The sequence below is a fragment of the Sphingobium sp. LB126 genome (genome assembly GCF_002795205.1).
GTDB classification, from domain to species: domain Bacteria; phylum Pseudomonadota; class Alphaproteobacteria; order Sphingomonadales; family Sphingomonadaceae; genus Sphingobium; species Sphingobium chungbukense.
Genome location: NZ_NETV01000005.1, coordinates 76,242 through 97,164, shown reverse-complemented (window position 1 = coordinate 97,164; position 20,923 = coordinate 76,242). Strand labels below are relative to the sequence as shown.

General features: G+C 53.6%; 17 protein-coding genes and 5 pseudogenes. 15 read left to right on the top strand and 7 right to left on the bottom strand.

All coding sequences use genetic code 11. The features are described from left to right. The first annotated feature begins 436 nt into the window (after window positions 1-436). A pseudogene (locus CAF53_RS25610) lies at window positions 437-1,643 on the top strand (O-acetylhomoserine aminocarboxypropyltransferase/cysteine synthase family protein). A gap of 102 nt (window positions 1,644-1,745) precedes the next feature. On the opposite strand, the gene CAF53_RS25605 reads toward CAF53_RS25610, so the two are convergent. Both CAF53_RS25605 and CAF53_RS25600 read right to left on the bottom strand, forming a co-directional pair. After that, on the bottom strand, window positions 1,746-2,069 hold the full coding sequence (locus tag CAF53_RS25605; RefSeq protein WP_242443659.1) for a hypothetical protein: 324 nt from the start codon (window positions 2,067-2,069) through the stop codon (window positions 1,746-1,748). Next, window positions 2,066-2,761: a ParA family protein gene (locus CAF53_RS25600; RefSeq protein WP_100240017.1), complete on the bottom strand. Its 696-nt coding sequence runs from the start codon at window positions 2,759-2,761 to the stop codon at window positions 2,066-2,068. The genes CAF53_RS25605 and CAF53_RS25600 overlap by 4 nt, the downstream gene beginning before the upstream one ends. A gap of 362 nt (window positions 2,762-3,123) precedes the next feature. On the opposite strand from CAF53_RS25600, the gene CAF53_RS25595 reads away from it, so the two are divergent. The 12 genes and pseudogenes from CAF53_RS25595 to CAF53_RS25540 all read left to right on the top strand — a co-directional run bounded on the left by CAF53_RS25595 (window position 3,124) and on the right by CAF53_RS25540 (window position 16,036). Further along, complete coding sequence (locus CAF53_RS25595; RefSeq protein WP_347337874.1) at window positions 3,124-4,524, top strand: glycosyltransferase family 2 protein; 1,401 nt, start codon at window positions 3,124-3,126, stop codon at window positions 4,522-4,524. Window positions 4,525-4,532: 8 nt separating this feature from the next. After that, window positions 4,533-5,330: a DUF5672 family protein gene (locus CAF53_RS25590; protein ID WP_100240016.1), complete on the top strand. Its 798-nt coding sequence runs from the start codon at window positions 4,533-4,535 to the stop codon at window positions 5,328-5,330. 152 nt (window positions 5,331-5,482) lie between these two features. Next, complete coding sequence (locus CAF53_RS25585) at window positions 5,483-6,274, top strand: 2OG-Fe(II) oxygenase (RefSeq protein WP_100240015.1); 792 nt, start codon at window positions 5,483-5,485, stop codon at window positions 6,272-6,274. 613 nt (window positions 6,275-6,887) lie between these two features. Next, window positions 6,888-7,836, top strand: a protein-coding gene (locus CAF53_RS25575; protein WP_242443658.1) for an IS630 family transposase whose coding sequence is annotated in 2 segments (ribosomal slippage) — window positions 6,888-7,231 and window positions 7,230-7,836 — 951 coding nt in all. Because the reading frame shifts where the segments join, the coding sequence is not laid out codon by codon here. A gap of 555 nt (window positions 7,837-8,391) precedes the next feature. Then, window positions 8,392-9,531: a glycosyltransferase gene (locus tag CAF53_RS25570; RefSeq protein ID WP_100240013.1), complete on the top strand. Its 1,140-nt coding sequence runs from the start codon at window positions 8,392-8,394 to the stop codon at window positions 9,529-9,531. Beyond that, a complete protein-coding gene (locus tag CAF53_RS25565; RefSeq protein WP_100240012.1) occupies window positions 9,531-10,877 on the top strand; it encodes a glycosyltransferase in 1,347 nt (448 codons plus the stop codon). Before CAF53_RS25570 ends, CAF53_RS25565 begins: the two co-directional genes overlap by 1 nt. 2 nt (window positions 10,878-10,879) lie before the next feature. After that, window positions 10,880-11,854 (top strand): ATP-grasp domain-containing protein, encoded by a 975-nt coding sequence (locus CAF53_RS25560; protein ID WP_100240011.1) that lies wholly within the window; start codon window positions 10,880-10,882, stop codon window positions 11,852-11,854. Then, window positions 11,851-12,468 carry an HAD hydrolase-like protein gene (locus tag CAF53_RS25555; RefSeq protein WP_100240010.1) on the top strand — a complete coding sequence of 206 codons (618 nt, stop codon included), beginning with the start codon at window positions 11,851-11,853 and terminating at the stop codon, window positions 12,466-12,468. The genes CAF53_RS25560 and CAF53_RS25555 overlap by 4 nt, the downstream gene beginning before the upstream one ends. Then, window positions 12,461-12,883, top strand: a complete 423-nt coding sequence (locus tag CAF53_RS25550; protein ID WP_100240009.1) for an FdtA/QdtA family cupin domain-containing protein — start codon at window positions 12,461-12,463, stop codon at window positions 12,881-12,883. The genes CAF53_RS25555 and CAF53_RS25550 overlap by 8 nt, the downstream gene beginning before the upstream one ends. Further along, window positions 12,880-13,983, top strand: a complete 1,104-nt coding sequence (locus tag CAF53_RS25545; protein WP_157801383.1) for a DegT/DnrJ/EryC1/StrS family aminotransferase — start codon at window positions 12,880-12,882, stop codon at window positions 13,981-13,983. The genes CAF53_RS25550 and CAF53_RS25545 overlap by 4 nt, the downstream gene beginning before the upstream one ends. A gap of 28 nt (window positions 13,984-14,011) precedes the next feature. Continuing rightward, complete coding sequence (locus tag CAF53_RS27335) at window positions 14,012-14,788, top strand: hypothetical protein (RefSeq protein WP_157801382.1); 777 nt, start codon at window positions 14,012-14,014, stop codon at window positions 14,786-14,788. Between the two features lie 170 nt (window positions 14,789-14,958). After that, window positions 14,959-16,036 (top strand): annotated as a pseudogene (locus CAF53_RS25540) (IS5 family transposase). Window positions 16,037-16,119: 83 nt separating this feature from the next. On the opposite strand, the gene CAF53_RS25535 reads toward CAF53_RS25540, so the two are convergent. Together CAF53_RS25535 and CAF53_RS25530 are read right to left on the bottom strand one after the other, a co-directional pair. Then, window positions 16,120-16,341 (bottom strand): hypothetical protein, encoded by a 222-nt coding sequence (locus CAF53_RS25535; protein WP_100240007.1) that lies wholly within the window; start codon window positions 16,339-16,341, stop codon window positions 16,120-16,122. Further along, window positions 16,341-17,450: pseudogene (locus CAF53_RS25530) on the bottom strand (IS66 family transposase); the annotation flags it as partial. The pseudogene CAF53_RS25530 and the gene CAF53_RS25535, both read right to left, overlap by 1 nt. A 58-nt stretch (window positions 17,451-17,508) precedes the next feature. On the opposite strand from CAF53_RS25530, the gene CAF53_RS25525 reads away from it, so the two are divergent. Next, window positions 17,509-18,732 (top strand): IS256 family transposase, encoded by a 1,224-nt coding sequence (locus CAF53_RS25525; protein ID WP_100240006.1) that lies wholly within the window; start codon window positions 17,509-17,511, stop codon window positions 18,730-18,732. A 42-nt stretch (window positions 18,733-18,774) separates the two neighbouring features. Here CAF53_RS25525 and CAF53_RS25520 read toward each other — a convergent pair. From CAF53_RS25520 to CAF53_RS25510, 3 genes and pseudogenes are all read right to left on the bottom strand, one after another. After that, a pseudogene (locus tag CAF53_RS25520) lies at window positions 18,775-19,296 on the bottom strand (IS66 family transposase zinc-finger binding domain-containing protein); the annotation flags it as partial. A gap of 59 nt (window positions 19,297-19,355) precedes the next feature. Beyond that, window positions 19,356-19,703 (bottom strand): IS66 family insertion sequence element accessory protein TnpB, encoded by a 348-nt coding sequence (gene tnpB / locus CAF53_RS25515; RefSeq protein WP_100240004.1) that lies wholly within the window; start codon window positions 19,701-19,703, stop codon window positions 19,356-19,358. Continuing rightward, complete coding sequence (locus CAF53_RS25510; RefSeq protein WP_100240003.1) at window positions 19,700-20,029, bottom strand: transposase; 330 nt, start codon at window positions 20,027-20,029, stop codon at window positions 19,700-19,702. Before CAF53_RS25510 ends, tnpB begins: the two co-directional genes overlap by 4 nt. Window positions 20,030-20,151: 122 nt before the next feature. Here CAF53_RS25510 and CAF53_RS25505 point away from each other — a divergent pair. Further along, window positions 20,152-20,721 (top strand): annotated as a pseudogene (locus tag CAF53_RS25505) (IS630 family transposase); the annotation flags it as partial. Window positions 20,722-20,923: the final 202 nt, after the last annotated feature.

The following is a 20,923-nucleotide window of genomic DNA, read 5'->3' as shown; positions in this document are numbered from 1 at the left end:
GTATGCAAAACCCACCGAGGTACTGGAGGACAGCTTTTGATGAGGAAGCGCAGATTCGATGGTCAGTAACCAGCGCTACCGATGGGCGCACCCGCGATCCGGAAAGCATGCGCGCCACCATATCCGGTCGAAACAGGGGACAGAATTCCTTCCTCGCGGGCGTAAGGCGAAATAGCTAGCCTTAGGCTTCCATCATGGTATCGGATAGCTATCTTATGGATAGCCTTGGCTTGGCATTCAACGCCTGCCCGTTTAAGCCGCTGTCTTTGCAAGATCGAAGCTGTCGGCCCGCGCCAGGCTCCAGCTTGACCGATAGAATTCATTGTCTTCTCCGCCCGAGATCAAATCTCCTGACAGCAGAAACTATGAAGCTGCGCAAAGAGGCGGACCTCGGTTGGACTGACGCGATGAACAAGATGATGGGGGCCGATCTCGCTTGGATGCTGGAGGCTGGGTCGCGGTGCCCATTCATCAGACGACCTCCTATCAGTTCCGCGATGCCGACAATGCAGCGTCGCTCTTCGCGTTGCAGGAAATGGGGACATCTATACCCGGATCATGAAGCCGACGGCCGATGTCTTGGAAAAGCGCATCGCTGCGCTGGAGGGCGGTGGCGTTGGGGCAGGCGGCCTCGGCCTATGCGATCCAGGATCTGGCGCGCGCTGGCGACCATATCGTCAGTTCGACGGCTCTTTACGGCGGCACCTACAATCTGTTCGCGAACACGCTCAAGGATCAGGGCATAGACGTGCGCTTCGTCGACCCGTCCGATCCTGAGAATTTTCGCCGCGCAACCGATGCGCGCACCCGCGCCTATTATGCGGAGACCCTGCCCAATCCCAAGTTGGAGGTGTTTCCGATCGCCGATGGCGGCGACATCGGGCAGGAACAGGGGATCCCGCTCATCATGGACAATACGGCAGCGCCGCTGCTGTGCCGCCCGCGGCCATGGCGCGGCGGTGGTGGTCTGTTCCGCGACCAAATATCTGGGCGGTCATGGCACGTCGATTGGCGGCCTGATTGTCGATGGGGGCAATTTTGACTGGCCGGCCTTCCCGGACCGGCAGCCGCTGCTCACCACGCCCAATCCCTCTTATCATGGCGCGATCTGGGCGGAGGCGGCAAAGCCGCTTGGCCCCATCGCCTATATTCTGCGGGCAAGGGTCATCCTGTTGCGGGACCTTGGCGCGGCGCTGTCGCCCTTCAACGCCTTCCAGCTGATCCCGGGCATCGAGACCGTTGCCCTGCGCATGGAGCGGCATTGCGCCAATGCGGTGAGCGTGGCCGAAAATCTGGCGCGGCATCCCGCTGTCGTTCGGGTGATCCATCCCTCACAGCAGGAAGGACGGGCGCGGGAGTGGGCGGACCGTTATCTGACAGGCGGGCAGGGCGGTCTTGCCGGCTTCGAACTGGCTGCTGGCCGACGCTTTATCGATGCCTTGCGGCTTTTCTATCATGTCGCGAATACCGGTGACGCGCGAAGCCTAGCGATCCATCCCGGCTCCACGACCCACTCCCAACTGAACGAGACCGAGCAGCTCGCCTTCGGGGTGTCACCGGGTTGTGTCCGTGTCTCCATAGGGATCGAGCATATCAGCGATATTCTGGCTGACATCGACCAAGCCCTGTCCGCCGCCGCATGAGCCTGGGAGGAGCAATGCCCTGATGGCGTCTCCTCCTGACTATGTGCAGTCCATCTGAATAGCTACCGGATATCCATCAGATATCCGGTAGCTATTCGATATTCACGTGCCGCCTTTCTGCTTCTCGGCCAAGGCCGCGAGAGCTTGCTCCAGCACCGCACCCAGCGGAAGACCCATGTCATCTGCAATGCTGTAAAGCGCCATGATCGTCTCCTCAGTCGCCTTGATGTTGATCTGGCGATTACGCCCAGTGGTGTGACGCCGGGGCTGACGCACTGGGGCAGGGGAGGGCGCACCCTGAGCCTTCCGGCTCGGAAACCCGCTCGCCTGCGCGAGCTGGTCGATCGCTTCCGCCGCGACAGGGCGGGAAGGGCTTTCGGCGGCGAAATCGTCGAGATCGCCAAAGGGATTGGCCCTGCTCATCATGCCATCTCCGTCTTGGTTGCAGTCGCGTTCCGGCCTTGTCGCAGCCGCTCGATTACCTCGACCGCGAACTGTTCGGCATTGACGATCGCCTTGTCGAGATTGGGCACATCCTTCTCATCCAGATCTTCCAGCGTCTTCTGGAAGGAGAAGATGGCGCGGAAGGCTTCTCGCTCGTGCAGCTGCGTGGCGAACACCGGCACGCCGGCATCGCTGAGGCCGGTCTGGATGTGCCCCATGGTCCGCGTGCGGATGATTGGGCTGGTGCGGGTGAGCAGGACGCCGAAGGGCACCGCGCGGCCCGTCATTTTCTCATGCTGCTTGAGCACCTTAATTGCGCGGCCCGCCTGCTCGGCATCCAGCTGCGATCCCTGCATAGGGATGACGACTAGATCGGCTTGGCTTACCGCAAGCAGCACGATCTTGGCGGCGGTGCCTTCCAGGTCGACAATGACAAAGGGCGTCTGCGCCGCGGCTTCCTCAATCTGTTCAAGGATATTGTCCTCATCGACATCAGCGACGATCGAGAGGTTTTCAGGGAGGCCGGCTCCCTGGCCCCAAGCATGGATCGGATGGTTAGGGTCTGCGTCAATGACCGTCACCTTTGTGCCCCGTGCGAGTTCCGACGCAAGGAGAAGTGCGCCCGTAGTTTTACCTACGCCTCCCTTGGGACTGATGAATGCGATCGTCGGCATGGCGTCTCCCTTCAGGATACCATTCTGCTATCTGGTAGCTATCAAGTCAATGGGTACTAAGATAGTATCGTTTGTTGTTTTAGACCTTCGATAAGCAGGCTTTTGCTTTGTTCCTTTCGCTCAATCCGCTATCGCCGCCGCCCATGCAATCGCGACGGGCAAATCCATATCCTAGAAAGACCGCCGGCTTATGGCTGCTTCTGGTCATTCATTTTGATGCTTTCCGCGCTAATCCCCGCGCTTATCTCACTGCATTCTGGTGGCGCTTACGTCGGAAGAGAGTTCGCTCACGTAGCCAATTCGCTCGGTTGCTCGTCCACTCTCCTAGAGCATATAACCTGTGGATATTGTGGGAAGAGAATGTGGCAGGAGGCGATGATCGCGAGTTTGCAGGACCGCCGATCTTAGCTCTGATAGACGTGAGGGGACAGCAGGGGGAGCTGGATGAAACGCTACGGAATTTGTCAGCTGAAGCGATATCGGCATTTCCGATCGGAACGCCGGGTACACCGACGCTGGCTGAAGCCGCCCACCAAATTGATTGGGATCGAAATCCTTGGCTGATGCCGATGGTCGCCGGGGACAAGGTCGCACAGGGAACGGCTAAGGCCTACCGCGAGGCGATAGCAGAGTCGCGGGCGCAAATTGTGTATGCGGATGACGATCTGCTGAGCAAACTGGGACGGCGCCAAACCCCGCATTTCAAGCCGGACTGGAACAGTGAACTGTTCCGACATTTTGATTATCTTTCGGGATCCTGCATCTTGCGCTCGTCAAAAGAAGAAATGGAGCGGCTTGCCCATGATGCAGATTGGGTGCAGCGGCTCACCACCAATAGGTTAGGAGAGGGAACTCCCTTACATGTTCGAAAAGTGCTACATCACCGTCGTACGCGCTTTCGACCACATCCGCCTGTAGATCGCTTCGGTTCGTCAGCCGAATTGCCGCCTCTTACAGTCATTGTTCCGACTCGTAACCGCGTAGATCTTTTACGAACCTGCTTGTCCGGCCTCGCCGCCACAGACTATCCCAATCTTGAGGTGATAGTCGTCGACAACGATAGCGATGATCCACAAACTCTAGATTTTCTCGCCAGTTTAGACGGGCCTGGCTATTGTGTGGTGCGGCATCAAGGGGCGTTCAACTACTCTGCGATCAACAACCGAGCAGTGCAAATGGCGCAAGGGCGTTTATTATGCTTGCTTAACAATGACATTGAAGTGATCGAACCGCATTGGCTTGCCACAATGGCTGTCCAGGCGTTGCGCGACGATGTCGGTGCAGTGGGAGCTCAATTACTGTATCCCGATGGACGTATTCAGCACGCAGGGGTTGTTATCGGTGTGGGGAACGCCGCAGGGCATGCACATCGATTTCTCCAACCCAAAGAAGAGGGGTACTTTCGCCGCCATTCACTGCCGCAGTTCACTTCCGCCGTCACAGCTGCTTGCTTAGTTGTAATGCGGCAACGTTTCGAAGCTGTTGGTGGTTTTGATGAGACCAACTTCGCTGTGGCTTTCAATGATGTCGACCTGTGTATGCGGTTGAACCAAAAGGGGTGGCAATCACTTTACGAGCCGCGCGCTACGCTAATCCACCATGAATCCGTTTCGCGAGGGTTTGATCGAGATCCCATTGGCGCAGAAAGATTAGCCAGTGAAATAGCGGCTCTCAAACGCTTGTGGTATACAGATAAGGTGGTTGATCCTTTTCATCACCCTGCACTTAGTCGCGCGAGTGAGCGCTTTGTGATTGGCTTGTAGGACAGCATATGGCCACCCCACCCGGAAAAGAAGCTTTGAATAGAATATTTCTGCCGCAAGTGACGCTCTGCGCAGCAACATCGGTGAATATCAAAGCCACACTGCGTGCATTACAGGCTAGCATGGAAAAAATAGTTTTTTCTAGCTGCAAACTTTTCACCGATGTAGATATCACCTTAGATCATCCTGATATTTCGATATTACCTATTAGAAAAATTGGTTCTTCAGAAGAATACTCTAAGTTCATGCTCTCGGATATGGCTAATTATGTTGAAACATCCCATTGTCTTGTCGTCCAGTGGGATGGGCACGTACTAAACGCGGAAAGGTGGCGTTCCGATTTTCTATCCTACGATTATATCGGAGCGACGTGGCCACAGTTTAAGGACGGGTATGACGTTGGAAACGGAGGCTTCTCGTTACGTAGCCGGCGGCTCATGGAAGCCTGCAGAGATGCAGAGTTCCAATTATCACATCCAGAAGACGTAGCAATAGGGAGAGAAAATCGTAAATGGTTGGAAAGAATTGGAATGCACTTTGCACCATCAGCGATTGCGGATCTGTTTGCAACTGAACGGACTGGTGACCTGAAAACAAGCTTTGGATATCATGGGGTATGGAATATGCCCAAGGCTATTGGGATCGAGAGTTTCTGGCAAGTTTACCAAGAGCTTGATGACCTCGGTACGGTGCGACATGATTTCACTAGAATTCTAAAAGATGTTGGTGATGGACCTGCCGGCTATTCACGTATGATGCGGATGATATTGGACTATACAAAACATCACCTAGGCGCTCGTAAATGAAACCCCTATGGCATTCCTCAAAAACGCCGGGCGGAAAAGCTGGTGAATGTGATCAAGCCTTTTCGCCGCTACACCGCTGATCGGGTTACGTTCACGACGGAAGTCTTAGATCATTGCAATATTTGGCAAAGATAACTGAAGGAATTGTATGTATGGATATCCAAAAATTCATCAATATAGATGAGTTGATCAAGGGACTTCAGAGGTACGGAAGTGAAGGGCCGATTGACCATACTGTAATCGATAACTTCTTTACAGCGGAGATCGCTGAAAAATTAGAGCAAGAATTTCCGAGCTTTGATAGCCACGTATGGCATAAGTACGAAAATGCGTTGGAACTGAAAAAAACATGTAATAACTGGAACGCATTCCCCGCGCTCACATATTCTGTATTTAGCTATCTCAACTCCCGTGATTTTCTTTCGCAACTAGAGGGGGTTATTAAGGTTGATGGTGGCCTATACTCGGACAACGGTTTAAATGGTGGTGGCTGGCACATACACTGTCAGGGTGGGAAACTGAATACGCATTTAGATTACTCCATTCATCCTAAGTTGATGCTTCAAAGGAAGCTAAATATCATTATATATCTTAATTCTAGTTGGCGGGATGATTGGGGTGGAGCCTTAGGTATTTGGGGAAATGAGAGCAGTGAATATCCAGGAGAGCTGAAAAAAGAAATCGCGCCATGTTTTAATCGTGCAGTCTTGTTTGACACTACGCAAAATAGTTGGCACGGCTTGCCAAAGCCGCTCACGTGTCCTGAAGATCAATTTCGTAAAAGTTTAGCTGCTTATTTTCTTTGCAAGCCACCTGTGCAGGTTGATCAACGAGGAAAGGCACTATTTGCTCCCACTGAAGACCAGCGCGATCAGGATGAGGTTCTAGAGCTCATTAAACGACGAGCAAGTGTAGACACGGCGGTCGAGGTGTACCGATCTTAGTTATCGTTGAGTTTGATGATCTGTGGAGGTTTCAGTAAAAGAGCTTCCACTGACATCTGCGTGGTCCTGCAATAAAGGGCGTTGTGATCCACGATTTGCAACAGTTGCGACTTAGGTCCGGTATCTTTGTTGCGCGTGAGTGCGCTTATATATTTCAGCGGATAATCCCGCCGACGTCTAAGACAAGGGCTGAGTGCGAGCGTGGTCCCTGCTCAGGATAGCGACCCATTGAGCGGTTCATATCGAACGCAGCTGTTGAAGCTCTCGAATAGCCATTCTGCATCGACTCTGCATGTGCTTCAGTTCGGCCCAGCTCTGCGCTACGTCAATCCGCTAGCCGCTGCCTCACTCGAGGCCAGCACCCTGATCAAGCAACGGTACGAGATCGATGGGATTGCTCCTGACGCTCTGGTCGCGAACTGTGACCATCAGTTTTTGGACATGATCTTGTGATTGGGCGGGCCAGCGCTCAGACGATCGGATGGAGGCCTCTGATCTGCGCCGTTTGAGCCGTCGTCCCTAGAGCATAATCCGACCTAACTGAATCTGGACGATTCCTTTTCGTTGGGAAATCTGATTCAAGATGTCAGCTGGACAAGGAGGTCAGCCTGGCATGACGAAGTCTATCTCAGAGGATTTACGTTCGCGGGTGATTGCGGCGGTTGACGGGGGCCTGTCACGGCGCGCAGCAGCTGAGCGTTTTGGAGTTGCGGCGGCGAGCGCGATCCGTTGGGTTCGCGAATGGCGGGAGACTGGATCGACGCGGGCGAAGCGGCAAGGCGGCGACATGCGGTCGCGCCGGATTGAAGCCCATCGCGACATTATTCTCGGTGCGGTCGAGGAGCAGGTGGACATCACGCTTGTTGAACTTGCCGAGATGCTTCGAGCGCAGCATGGGGCCGTATCTGCGCCGAGCACGATCTGGCGTTTTCTTGATCGTCACTCAATGACCGTGAAAAAAAACAGCGCACGCCAGCGAGCAGGAGCGGCCCGACGTTCTCGCGCGGCGACGCGCATGGTTTAAGGCCCAACCTGATCTCGACCCGGAACGGTTAGTGTTCATCGATGAGACCGGCGCATCGACGAAAATGGCGCGTCTGCGTGGACGGGCCCAGCGCGGCATGCGCTGTCGCTCCCCAATTCCGCACGGTCATTGGAAAACCACCACCTTCACCGGCGCGCTGCGCCTAACGGGCATGACCGCACCCATGGTCCTGGACGGTCCCATGACTGGCGAATGGTTCGCTGCCTATGCAGCGCAGGTTCTGGCGCCAACGCTGCGTCCCGGCGACATCGTCATCCTCGACAATCTGCCAGCTCATAAAACGATGGCGGCCCGTGAAGCCATCGAAGCAGTCGGGGCGCGAATGCTGTTCCTGCCGCCATACAGCCCCGACTTCAATCCAATCGAGAACGCCTTCTCGAAGCTCAAGGCAATCCTGCGAAAAGCCGCCGCCCGAACCGTCCCCGACCTATGGGATGCAATTCGCGAGGCACTGCCCCGCTTCACTCCCGAAGAATGCGCAAATTACTTTACTGCCACCGGGTATGAGCCAGAGTGATCGGATTCTGCTCTAGCCTCTCAAGTTCGGAGGACCCGCCCACGCCACTGCGATCCAAGGGTGTTGCATAGGGCCCGCGGCGTGCCTGCTTCATCGAAACGGTAACAAGGTACCGCCGATCGTCCATTGGGCGGACAACAGATAGACGGAGCCCCTTCTTGTGCAGCCGGTGACCCCCGAGCCATCAGCATGTCGACTTATCGGCGGCGAAACGACGATCTTGATGATCACCGAATCCTGTGTGTGCTATTGCCGAGAGCGCATCCGCTAGCGACGGGAGGCACTGGACCAGAACTCATCAGCGACGATCACCCTCCGTGCAAGAAATCTGCCACATCATACCCGCGACGCTCGCCACAAGCCGTTGCCGCTGACGATCATGCTAGGCTTGCTCCGCTCCAAAGGGCCAATCATCCGTGGCAGAAATACATGCTGGAAACGGTATATCCGACACCGGCCCCCACCTTCCCGGTGCGTCAAACTGCCGAGTTTCCATTGCATTCAGCAGTACGTTGCCATAGGCACGCCGCAAACTGAATTTTGAGAATAACTCCTATGCAGCCTCCGGTGCCGATTACATTAGTAACGCCATGCTATAAAACTCCAATGTATTTTCTTGAGAGACTTATGATAGGAATCTCTCGAGCAAAGCACGATGTCGAATGGATTTTAGTGGATGACTCCCCAAATTCCGACGAGGTTAAAGAGTTTTCTCGCCGCGCGGGCCAAGTCTTACCTAATTTTCAGCTTATTTCCCATGCAGAAAATAGCGGAATACGGGAATCCTACATAAGCGGATTTAAGAACGCGCGAGGTACTTTTGTAGGAATTCTCGATCATGATGACGAGATCGAGGCTGAGAAACTCATAAGTATTATAAAGCTCACCAATTATAACGAATACGATATTTTATATACAAACGAAGCTAAATTTAACCACTTAATCAAAGAAGAATATATTAAGCCTTCTTTTGATATATTGAGCGCGCTTTACTATTTTTATCCGCATCATATCACATTTTTTAAGTCTGATTTGACAAGGGATATAATTCGCTCCTCAAGTTTATTAAGGAAATCGTCCACAGCTTTTGACATCGCTCTTTGGTACGAATATCTCGGGGCTATTGTTAAGAATGGTGCGCGGTCGTTACATCTGCCCTACACAACCTATGGGTGGCGTGTTCATGAAGATAGTACAGCGAGTTCAATTGATCAGAAGCCGACCAATCTAATTGAACGACGCGCCCTCGCTGAAGAATTCTTGAATAGATATGAAGACAACACGTTAGCTATTTTCAATAGAACTGACGTTCCATTCGTAATATCTGGCCAATTTGGACTGGATTATGAAAACGTATATGAATATGCGGACCAGTATTTTGATGTGCAATGGTGCACCGTTAAGAATAACTGTGTCACAATCACGAAGGTTTCTGAAGTATATTCGTCATTGAGATCCATCGTTCGTCAAATTCCTTTGGGATATCTCTCAAACACTGATCTCGCGGATGAAATTTATATTTCTGGGCACAGCCATGTTGGTTATGAAAGCGGCCATATCTGTAATGTTCCATTCTTACGCTCGGTTAAGACATTGCCTGATGGTCCATATCTTCGGTTTCGATCTAAAAGGATGACATCGTTGCCCTCGGGTGGGGTGCGGCGTTTCGAAATCCTAGTAGCCGGAGAGCGCTAATGATGACGAAGGGTAAGGTCTCAGTTATTCTCCCGGTCTATAATGGAGAGAGCTATCTACTCGAAACGCTTGAAAGCATTCGAGCGCAAACATATCGTCCGATTGAACTAATCATCGTTAATGATGGCTCAGTGGATAGTAGCCGCGATATTTGTCTAGAATGGATTAACAAAGTAGCGCTAGAAATCGAAGTAAGATTTTTTGACAATTTTCTAAATCTTGGCGTGTGCAATGCACTAAGAAAGTCATGCGAGGCTGCGACTGGCGAGTTTATTGCTCAAATCGGCCATGATGATGTCTGGAAACCCAATCATCTGTTGGATTTGGTTGATTCACTGAATTCCTCGCCGAACGCCGTGGCTTCATTTAGTAATGTCGAGTATATAAATGGACATGGAGAAGAAATAAAGATCAAAATATTTGATCACAAACTTATAAACTCTTTAACTCAGTATAAACTATTTGCAAGATTGCTATCTGGAAACGTTCTTTGTGCTCCCGGCTCGTTATTTCGAGCAAGAAATTATCGATCAGAATTTTGGGGGCTGCAGAATGAAAGGCTTCAGGATCATCGATTGTGGATGCATCTTCTGCTCGAAGGAGAGTTCATTCTGAGTGACACAGTATCTGTGTCATATAGGGTCCATCAGAATAATCTGAGTTCGGCCCATGTGATGCAGCTTCAAGGTCAATTGGAATTCTTTGAATTGCATCAAAAAATAATGTTTTCTGACAAACTGTTCCAGATATTTGATGATCTTTATATAGACTATATAATGTTCGAGGAATTTATTACGGCGATATACGATAGTGTTTTACAAGTAGAGGAATACTTTCCGCCGCTCCGTTATAATTTGATGGTTTGGTTGGAAAAAGTGCAAGAGCGCTATCCTCTCTCTTCCTGCGTGACTAGGTTGAGATCCAGCCTTCTGTGCTCTCTAGGAGCAATTCGGAAAAGCTTGCTGATTTCGAAGTCTGATGTGTCAATTGCGGCTTGTGCGAAGCGCAATTCTCCCTTTTTGGTTCCAGTTGATTCAAAACTCGATCACAAGCTTTTTCAGTTTCTCGTAGAGACGGGATGGTTCCGAGATGGTCGCGGCATCGATCCAGTCGGTAGCTCTAGAGACGACTTCTTTGTGATCGCCTCAAAAGAAGAGTTTGACGGTCTGCGCAAGGATGAAAACATCAGTACTCTTGCTAGTCGAAGACGCATGATATTGGCTTCGGATCGGGACGATGTTTTGGTGGGGGACCAATGCATAATTCCTATCAAGAAGGAGAAAATTGGCCACAATCAACTCGATCAAATCTTTCGATTCATCGAAGGCGCTAGGATGGTATATTAGTCATGGGTAAGCTTCGCGTCTTGGTCACATCGGCCGGAACCTCTACTGCCATCGGGTTTATCAAGTCGCTGCATCAATCCGGCTACATCGAGATTTTTACAGCTGATATAAACGATTTCACCATGTTGCCGCTAGGTGCGTTTGAGATAGCGCAACATTGCATCGTTCCTCTTGCAACTGATGTCGATAATTATATCGCTGCGATAAGGGCGGCAGTAGATCTTTACAGTATAGACTTTATATTTCCCATTCATGACGAAGAGATTAGGGTCATATCTCAGGCCAAATTCAATGGAAGCCTCGTTGTTGGCGCTCCGAACCTGTCGAGTGAGATGGTCTTAGCGTGTACAGATAAGTTGAATATGGGGCGTCGCTGCCTAGAGAATGGTATTGAATCTCCGAGTACATTGAATTCGCGGGAGTTCTTTGCGGCGCCATTCTACCCGGTGTTCGTGAAGCCACGTTATGGGGTCGGTAGTCAGGGTGCGAGAGTGGTTGAGCATAAGGAGCAGGTGGCACAGTTGGATAGCGGAATTGATCTCGTGTTTCAGGAAGTTTGTGAGAAACCCGAGGTAACTGTTGATGTCCTATCGACGAAATATGGTCATATAGCCGTATCACGCGAGCGTTTGGAGGTTAAAGCTGGTGTGTCAACTAAAGCGCGTGTTTGGTACAGCCCTGAGTTAGCCGAAATTGCTGGAAAAATTGCTAACGGGTTTCGCCTTGATGGTCTTTTTTGCTTTCAGGCAATGAAGAGAGATGGTCGATGGTTTGTCACGGACATCAATCCGCGCAGCGGTGGAGCGACAGCGATGACAGTTGCTGCAGGGATCAATTTGTACGACGCATATTTCTCTCTGGTTTCCGGGCGGAGGGATCTAGCGTGGTTCTTAGCGCTTCGCACAAAGGCGCTTAATATGCCTGCTACGCTTGTTACGCGCTATTTTGAAGAACATGCGTCCGTGGTTGAGTCATGATTGTCGGCATCGATTTTGATGGCACTATCGTTTCATGTAGAGATAAGCAGATCGCTTGTCTGCGAGACGGCGTGGGCGCTCTTAGGTCTAATATAAATTGGTCGGCCGTATGGCGTCGTAAGCGAAATGGGCTGAATAATCCATCTGCATTGTCGACCTACAAATTTAATGAATCTGAGATCAGTCAAATAAATGATTATTGGCGTCGTAATATCGAAAGTAGGGCTTATGCAAGGTACGACAAATTGCTACCGAACGTTCGTTCCGTTCTTGAATCTATTCGGATAAATAATAAGATATTTCTAATATCTGCGCGCAAAAACTCCCATATTCTTCACTGGCAGCTTAAAGAGCTATCGCTGCTTCAGCATTTTAGCGATGTGGTCGTTGTGGAGCCCGCCCGCGCATCGGAAGCTAAAGCGCAAGCTTTTGTCCGTCTGGGTCTTGACTGCTATGTTGGTGATACAGAGACGGATTTTGCTGCCTCATTGGCCGCAGGTATACCAGGCTATATTGTTAGCACCGGGCAGCGCTCTGAGGGTTTTTTAAAGCGGTCGGGTGTACGAAATATTTTTGGTGGGATCTCTGCTATCCAGAAGGTGCTGAATGCATAATAGCGTAAATGATTGTCGCTTCGTAGATCTTCCTATGTTTCCCGATCATCGCGGTAAGCTGTCTTTCATCCAGAACGATCAAAGCTTGGTCGATTTCGATTTCGCTCGCCTATACTTCCTCTATGACGTTCCCTTTGGCGGACAGCGTGCAGGGCATGCACATCGGGCGCTAAGGCAATTATTCTTTGCATTCAGCGGTGCGTACGACCTGCACTTAGATGATGGATTTGAGAAGCGGACAGTCCGCATCGAGCAACCCAATCGCCCTTTTATGGTGCGTCCAAATATTTGGCGTATCGTCGATGGATTTACCTCTGGAGCGGTATGCGCCGTACTGGCAAGCGATTTGTATGACGAGGAAGACTACATAAGGGATTATGAGACGTTTTTTGAATATGCACGGGGGCTGAAGTGAAACAGCTAGAATTTCTCGACTTGCGTCGTTTAAACGAACCATATCTGTCAGATTTCGAAAATGCTACCTGTACTAACTTTAGATCTGGTCACTATATAGGTGGCCCTTCTGTTGCTAAATTTGAGCAAGAATTTGCGCGGTATTGTGGCGTCAGACAATGCGTTTCTGTTGGGAATGGGCTTGATGCGCTAGTGATCGCCTTGCGAGCTTTGGGTGTCGGTGTCGGCGACGAGGTGATCGTTCCCGGCCAGACATTCGTTGCCACTTGGTTGGCCGTCTCCGCTGTAGGAGCCAAAATTGTCCCCGTGGATGTTAGCAGCTCCACTGCAAACATCGATACTGTGCTGATCGAGGGGGCTATAACCCCTCACACTAAAGCGATTATCCCCGTGCATCTCTATGGTGCTTGCGCAGATATGGCGCGGATCATGGAAATCGCTAGAAGCCATTCATTGTTTGTCATCGAGGACGCGGCGCAGGCTCACGGTGCCATCTGTGGAGGTAAGCGGGCCGGAGCCCATGGCCATGTGGGCTGCTTCAGCTTTTATCCAAGCAAGAACTTAGGTGCGCTCGGTGACGCCGGCGGGCTTGTGACGAATGATGATGTGGTGGCAGAACGTGCGCGTTTGCTAGGTAACTATGGGTCTATTCAGAAATATGTTCATTCTGAAATCGGAATGAACTCCCGGTTAGACCCGATCCAAGCTTCTCTTCTATCCGTCAAGCTCAACAATATTGATAATATAATAGAGAAACGGAAGAAATGCGCTGCCGCTTATTCTGAAGCTATATCATCTAGAAGCTCCACTAAATTGTCGCGCCTTCTTAAAGATGATATTGATTGCGTTTGGCATAACTTCGTTGTCTTGGCCGACGATCGTCAGCAATTTATCGATCACATGAAAAGCCATGGGGTTCATACTGCAATTCATTATCCTATTATACCGTCACGGCAGGAATGTTATCTTGAAGAGTTTGGGTCGATAAATCTTCCCATATCTGAAAGACTCGCTGCTCACTCTGTAAGCTTGCCCATAGGTGAATATCTTAACGAATGTGAGATCAATCAAGTAGTGCAAGCTATTTCCACATATTTATAAGTTCAACGGTGAATGCTGAAAGTGGGTTATGACATTTCACAAATCTTCGAATTCTAAAGAGGGATGTGACCGCCTTATAGAAGAGCTGAGTAGTCGGGCGAATTCTTTATTGCGGGCTCTTCAGCGTGCAGAAGAGAACATTAACTCTTTAAAGAAGCAAGTTAATTCCAGGCACCATCTGCTCACAAGAATGAGCGGTATAGATGATGATCACCTTCGGAACATCATTAACACGGCTGCTCGTGCAGCACGGGCTGCGTATCTGAGCCAATTTGAGAATAAGCAAAAAAAGACGTTGATACGTCACTTACGTTCAAAATTTGGAAGGAAAAAGGATCTAAATAAAAGAGACGAGAAGATAATTCTCGAATCCGGTCTTTTTGACGAGTTATGGTATGCACAGGCACACCCGGATGTAGCCGAGTCGAATACAAGTGCAATATCTCACTATGTTAAACATGGATTTGCTGAAGGGCGGTGGCCTAACTCATTATTTGATACCCAGTTTTACCTGACTAATAATATGGATGTATTATATTCTGGGACGAATCCATTTGTACATTATTTGTCTACTGGTTGGAAAGAAGGAAGGAATCCAAATCCTTTTTTTGATGTCGAGTTTTACTTATCGACTAATTCTGATGTGGCAAAAGCGGGCGTCGAGCCTCTCAGTCATTACTTAAAATTTGGCTTTGCTGAAGGGCGCGAAACGTCTCCTTATCTTTCTGTTAAAGAGTACATGTCTTCTTATAAGCATTTAAGTTCTGCGGGCGAAAATGCTTTGGCACATTTCCTACATACGTAAATTAGAGTGTACTCGGCCAGTGTTGCGGTTCCTGATTGGTGGCGGCCATGCGTTACGGATGTCGGCTGATATGACCGCCGGATTTCCTCCAAGCTGGAGACCCGCAAAAACCAGTGGCGTTTCGGCGGCGGTGGTGATTCATTGATCGGGAGCGATCATGGAGAACCGTTGTGGATCCCAAGTCCCTGTTCAGTTTGAGCGATCATCTCGATGCCCTGAGCAAGGACGGAGATCCGCTCGAGATTTTGCAACAGACGGTAGACTTCGAGTATTTCCGCGATTGGCTGGTCGAGGGGCTGGGCTACGGCGACGGCGGCAAGGGCGGACGGCCGCCATTCGACCCGGTGATGATGTTCAAGGCGCTGATCCTGCAGGCGCAGCACAACCTCTCGGATGCACGGATGGAATTCATGATCCGGGATCGCCTGAGTTGGCTACGCTTCCTTGGGCTGTCGCTCGGAGACCGCACTCCGGACGAGAACACGATCCGGCATTTCCGCAACCGGCTAACCGAGACCGGAACGCTTAAGCGGGTGATGAAGGCCTTCGACTGGCAACTCCAGAAGAAGGGATACATCCCGATGTCCGGGCAGATTGTCGATGCCTCGCTGGTGTCCGCGCCGAAGCAACGCAATACCGAGGGCGAACGCGAGGCGATCAAGTCGGGCAAGAGCGCGAAGGAGATTTGGCCAGACGAGCCGAACAAGGCCGCGCAGAAGGACACAGATGCGCGCTGGACGCTCAAGATCGGCGGCAAGGTGCGTCATCGCGAGGACGGCACGCCGTTGCCCATGATTGCCCTGCCAGTCTTCGGCTACAAATCGCATATCAGCATCGACCGGCGTTATGGCTTCATCCGGGAGATGGTGGTCACTTCTGCATCGGCCGCGGATGGGCGTTTCCTTCGCCACGTCGTGAGCACCGATAACACCAGCTCCGAGGTCTGGGCTGATAGCGCCTATCGCTCGAAGCGTAACGAGAGGTGGTTGTCTGATCGGATGCTCACATCCCGAATTCACCGGCAAACCCAAGGGCAAGCCCATGCCGAGAGCGATCGCCAGGGCCAACGCCGCAAAGTCGTCGATCCGGGCCCATGTCGAACATGTCTTCGCGCATCAGAAGAACCGGTTCGGGCTGTTCATCCGCACCATCGGTTTGGCCCGTGCCGAAGCGAAGCTCACCCTTTGCAACCTGGCCTATAACTTCAACCGGCTGATCTTCCACGAACGCCGCGAAAGCATGGGATGACTCTGCCTGAAACCCGGAGGATCCAGGGCAAACCGCTCAAAATGACGCCGGAAAAGACGTAGGCATCCGGTGAAGACCGCAGACTACCGGTGATCGCGTCTATGCTCGCCGAGCAGGTCGCGGAGGCACTCTATACCATCTTCGGACAAGGCCAGCACGGCATGCTCTTGGGTGCCGTAAACCCAGATAACTCCGTCTTCGGTGTCCATCTGCTCAGTGAGCTCGTGGAGCAGGTCCTCGCTTTCGTCCCATTCTTGGGCGACTTTCGCGAGGGTTGTCACTGCGTAGACCTTGTTCCGCTGCATTAGGCAGCCAACTCCTCTACCGGAGCCGTTTGGTGATTGGCTTTCCAGTGCCAGGGGAGGAGGCCGTGGAGCTGGTTCTGGGGGATGTCGGCGATCCGCGCGAGAACGTCGGCAAGCCAGGCCTGCGGATCGATGTCGTTGAGCTTCGCCGTGCCGATGAGGCTCAGCATGAAGGCGGTGCGCTGACCCCCGCGGTCTGAACCAGCGAAGAGCCACGATTTTCTGCCCAGGGCTATACCTCTCAATGCCCGTTCCGCCGCGTTGTTCGAGAGGCAGATACGACCGTCATCGAGGAAGGCGGTAAAGGCCGGCCATGCCTTGAGCATGTAATCCATGGCCTCGGCCACATCGCTGTTCTTCGATAGCTTCGCCCGGTTGTCGCGCATCCATTCTTCCAGATCGGCGACCAGCGGTGCGCTGAGCTCCTGCCGAAGGGCGAGGCGCTCCTGTGCCGGTCTGCCGTTGATGGCGCGCTCGATATCGAAGATCGCGTCAATACGACGGACCGCCTCGACTGCCAGCGGAGAGATGACGGCCTTTTTGCGGCGCTTCTTGAGCTGCGCGGCGACATCAGCCAGCTCGAAAAAATAGCGGCGTGCGTGGCTCCAGCATAGGGCGCGGGTCAGCGGCGCCGGCAGTCTGTCGGCGTGGAACAACGCATTATACCCGGCATAGGCATCGGCCTGGAGAATGCCTCTCCAGTCGCGCAGATGGCCCAAAGGATGTTCGCCCCGGCGGTCACGGGAATAACGGAAGATCGCTGCCGGCGGCGCGGGCCCGCCGAATGGTCGATCGTCCCGGACATAGGCCCAGATCCTGCCCGTATCGGTCTTGGTCTTGGCCAGCACCGGCACTGTCGTGTCGTCGCCATGTAGTCGCTCGGCTGCAAGGACATGCGCCTCGATCAGCAGGTAGAGCGGCATCAGCGCGGCGGTGCAGGCGCCAACCTGGTCGGCCAGGGTGGAAAGGCTCAAGTCCACCCCTTCCCGGGCATAGCGATCACGCTGGCGGTTGAGGGGCTGATGCGCGCCGAACTTCTCGAACAGCAGCATGGCGAGGAAACTGGGGCCAAAGAGTCCGCGGGGCGTGACATGAAATGGTGCTGGCGGCGGGACTGTCAGGAATTTCGTGTGCGGCGAGGCATAATGGGCAACAAGGAGACCCAATATGTCACGACGGAAAGAACCCTCGATACCGAACGACATTCTCGACCAGCTGCTGGCCGGCACTGACGCGGCGGCGGCGCTCGGCCAGGGCGGCCTGCTCGATACCCTGAAGAAGGCATTCGCCGAACGGGCACTCAACGCGGAGATGGATCACCATCTTGGCCAGGAGGAGCAAGGGAACAACAGCCGGAACGGCTATGGCCGCAAGACGGTGACGACCGACGGGGGACGGATCGAGATCGAGGTGCCGCGCGATCGAGCGGGTAGTTTTGATCCGCAGCTGATCGCCAAGTACCAGCGTCGCTTCCCCGGCTTCGATGACAAGATCATCTCAATGTATGCGCGCGGCATGAGCACGCGGGAGATCACCGGGCATCTGCGCGACCTGTATGGGATCGACGCCTCGCCCGATCTGATCAGCACGATCACGGACGCGGTGCTGGAGGAAGTCGCAGCCTGGCAGCAACGTCCCTTGGACCCAGCTTATCCGATGGTTTTCTTCGATGCGATCCGGGTCAAGATCCGCGACGAGGGGATGGTCCGCAACAAGGCGATCCATATTGCCCTGGGCGTCATGGCCGACGGCACCAAGGTCGTCCTTGGGTTATGGCTGGAACAGAATGAAGGGGCCAAATTCTGGCTGCGCGTCATGAACGAACTGCGCAACCGCGGCGTCGAGGATATCATGCTGGCCGTCGTCGATGGACTGAAGGGCTTCCCAGACGCCATCACCGCCGTCTTCCCCGAAGCGATGGTCCAAACCTGTATTGTCCATCTGCTGCGCAACTCGATGGATTTCGTGGCGTGGAAAGATCGCAAGGCGCTCGGAACGGCCTTGAAGGCCATCTATCGGGCCGTTGATGCTGCGGCCGCCGAAGAAGCCCTGACAGCGTTCGAAGCCAGCTTCTGGGGACAGCGTTATCCCGCCATCGGCCAGAGCTGGCGCCGGGCATGGCCCGAGGTCATCCCATTTTTCGCCTTTCCCGACGAGGTCAGACGGATCGTCTATACGACAAATTCGATAGAGGCCCTCAATTCCAAGCTCCGCCGCGCTGTTCGTGCCCGGGGGCATTTCCCCAATGATGAGGCCGCCACCAAGCTCCTCTATCTGATCTTGAACCGATCGGAAAAAGAGTGGAAAATGCCGCCGCGTGAGTGGAACATGGCGAAGGCGCAATTTGCCGTGCTCTTCGGCGAACGTTTCATCAGGGCCATGACGGCCTGATGGTCAACCGCCTCGCCGCACACGAAATTCCTGACAGTCCCCTGGCGGCTGCGTGATCTTCTCGCAGGCTCGGCAGGAAAACTTCTCCCGCACGGTCTGGATCACCTTCCACTGGCGCGGCACGACCTCGAGCGTCTCGGTGATATCCTCGCCCAGCTTGCACAGCCGATCCGAGCCGCAGCAGGGGCATGCCTCGGGCACCGCGATGACGACGCGTTCGCGCGGCAGATGCTCGGGCAAGGGCTTGCGGGCGGGCCGCTTGCGTTCGAAGGGCGCGACGTTGGTCTTCGCCGCTGCCAGGGCAGCCAAAAGCTCATCTTCGCTGGCAGCCGCCTCGCACTCCTCGAAGGCCAGCTCCATCTGGTCAAGCAGGTGGCGCGTGCGTTCCGATCGCTGGCCATAAAGGGTGCGACGCATCTTCTCGTTCTGGAGTTCGAGAAGGGCGTTGCGGGCTTCCAGGTCGGCGTTGATCGCTTTGATGCGGGCGACTTCAGCGGCAACAGCCTCAGCAGCGGCAAGCCGCTCGCGAAGGCTGTCGATCTGTGCTTGCGCGTCGTCCCCCATGCCCGACCGTATAGCAGAAAAGCGCCGGAATCCCTAGCTTTTTAGGTTGTCGCCCACCTTTATCCGGCCAATGTCGGGCGCCATGTGGCCTGCGGATTACGCCAGTCGATCGCCTCCAACATGCAAGCCATCTGCGAGGGAGAAATGGCAATCACGCCGTCCACCGCGGAGGGCCAGATATACTTCCCGCGCTCGAGACGCTTGGCATAAAGCGACATGCCTACGCCATCGTGCCAGATGATCTTGCAGAGGTCGCCGCGACGCCCCCGGAAAATATAGAGGTCGCCGACGAAGGGATCGCGTCCGAAACTCTGCTGCACTTGAAGGGCCAGGCTGCGCATGCCACGCCGCATGTCCGTGTGCCCCGTCGCGATCCATATCCGAACGCCGGAGGGGACTGGGATCACGGCTTGACCGACCGCAGCACTGCCGACACCAGCCCAGGCGATGCGCCAGCGGGAATGCGCACGATCGCCCGCTCAAACTCAACGGTGATCGCCGATCGGATCACAGGCACCGGATCAGCTTGCACCTGCACCTCGGCAAAGCCCTGCGCCGCCTGCCCCATCTGTCGCCGCCAACGATAGATCTGGTTCGGCCGAACATCCGCGCGGCGGGCAATCTCCGCCACGTTCGCCCCAGGAGCCGCAATCGCCGCTACCAACTGCCGCTTCTGTTCGTCGGTCCATACCCGCCGCCGCTCAGGCCCCGAGATTACTGTGATCTGGCTCATCGCACCGTCCCTTGTATCGGTGCAAACACCGGCGCTTGCACCGGTGCTATGTCAAAATATCAGACGATCGCCACAAGGCGGCCCTCACCGGAGCGATACGATGATGTTGCCGATTTTTAAATAGCTTCGCAGCCCGTTTGGCTCAAATCACCCGATCGCTCCCAAAGGGAACGCCGGTAGAACTATGGTGGGCAGACGAAGCACGGGTCGGGCAGCAGACCAAGCTCACCCGTCGCTGGGCCAGGCGGGGCACCCGTCCTTCAGCGCCCAAGGATCAGCGCCGGTCTTCGGCATGGATTTTTGGGGCGATCTGTCCAGCCCAAGGCAAGGCCGCCGGTATCGTCATGCCCAAGTGCAACAGCGAAGCGATGAGCATGCACCTCGAGGAGATCGCCTTCCACGTCGCCCCGGGCGCCCACGCGGTGCTGCTACTTGATCAAGCCGGATGGCACGGCTCGGCCGAACTGGTCATTCCGCCCAACATCACTTTGATGCCGCTACCCCCCAGATGTCCCGAGCTCAATCCTGTCGAAAACCTGTGGCAGTTCATGCGCGACAACTGGCTGTCGAACCGCATCTTCAAATCTTATGACGATATCGTCGATCACTGTTGCCACGCCTGGAACAAGCTGGCCGATCAGCCTTGGCGCATCATGTCCATTGGACTGCGAAAATGGGCCCATGGGTTCTGATCAATGCGCCTTGGTATAACAACCGTTCGTATGAGCATTCAGACTGCTCACCCGCTCCGTCGTATCTCTCGTATCAATCAGCTTTTATATTCGAGCGCCAATCAGCTTGCATTCTGTCGCTTCGGGAGGTGGCATCAGCATCACAGTTACGGAGCGTATAATTCAACGAAAATGCTCCTAGTCCAGAATTTAGATTCGGAGC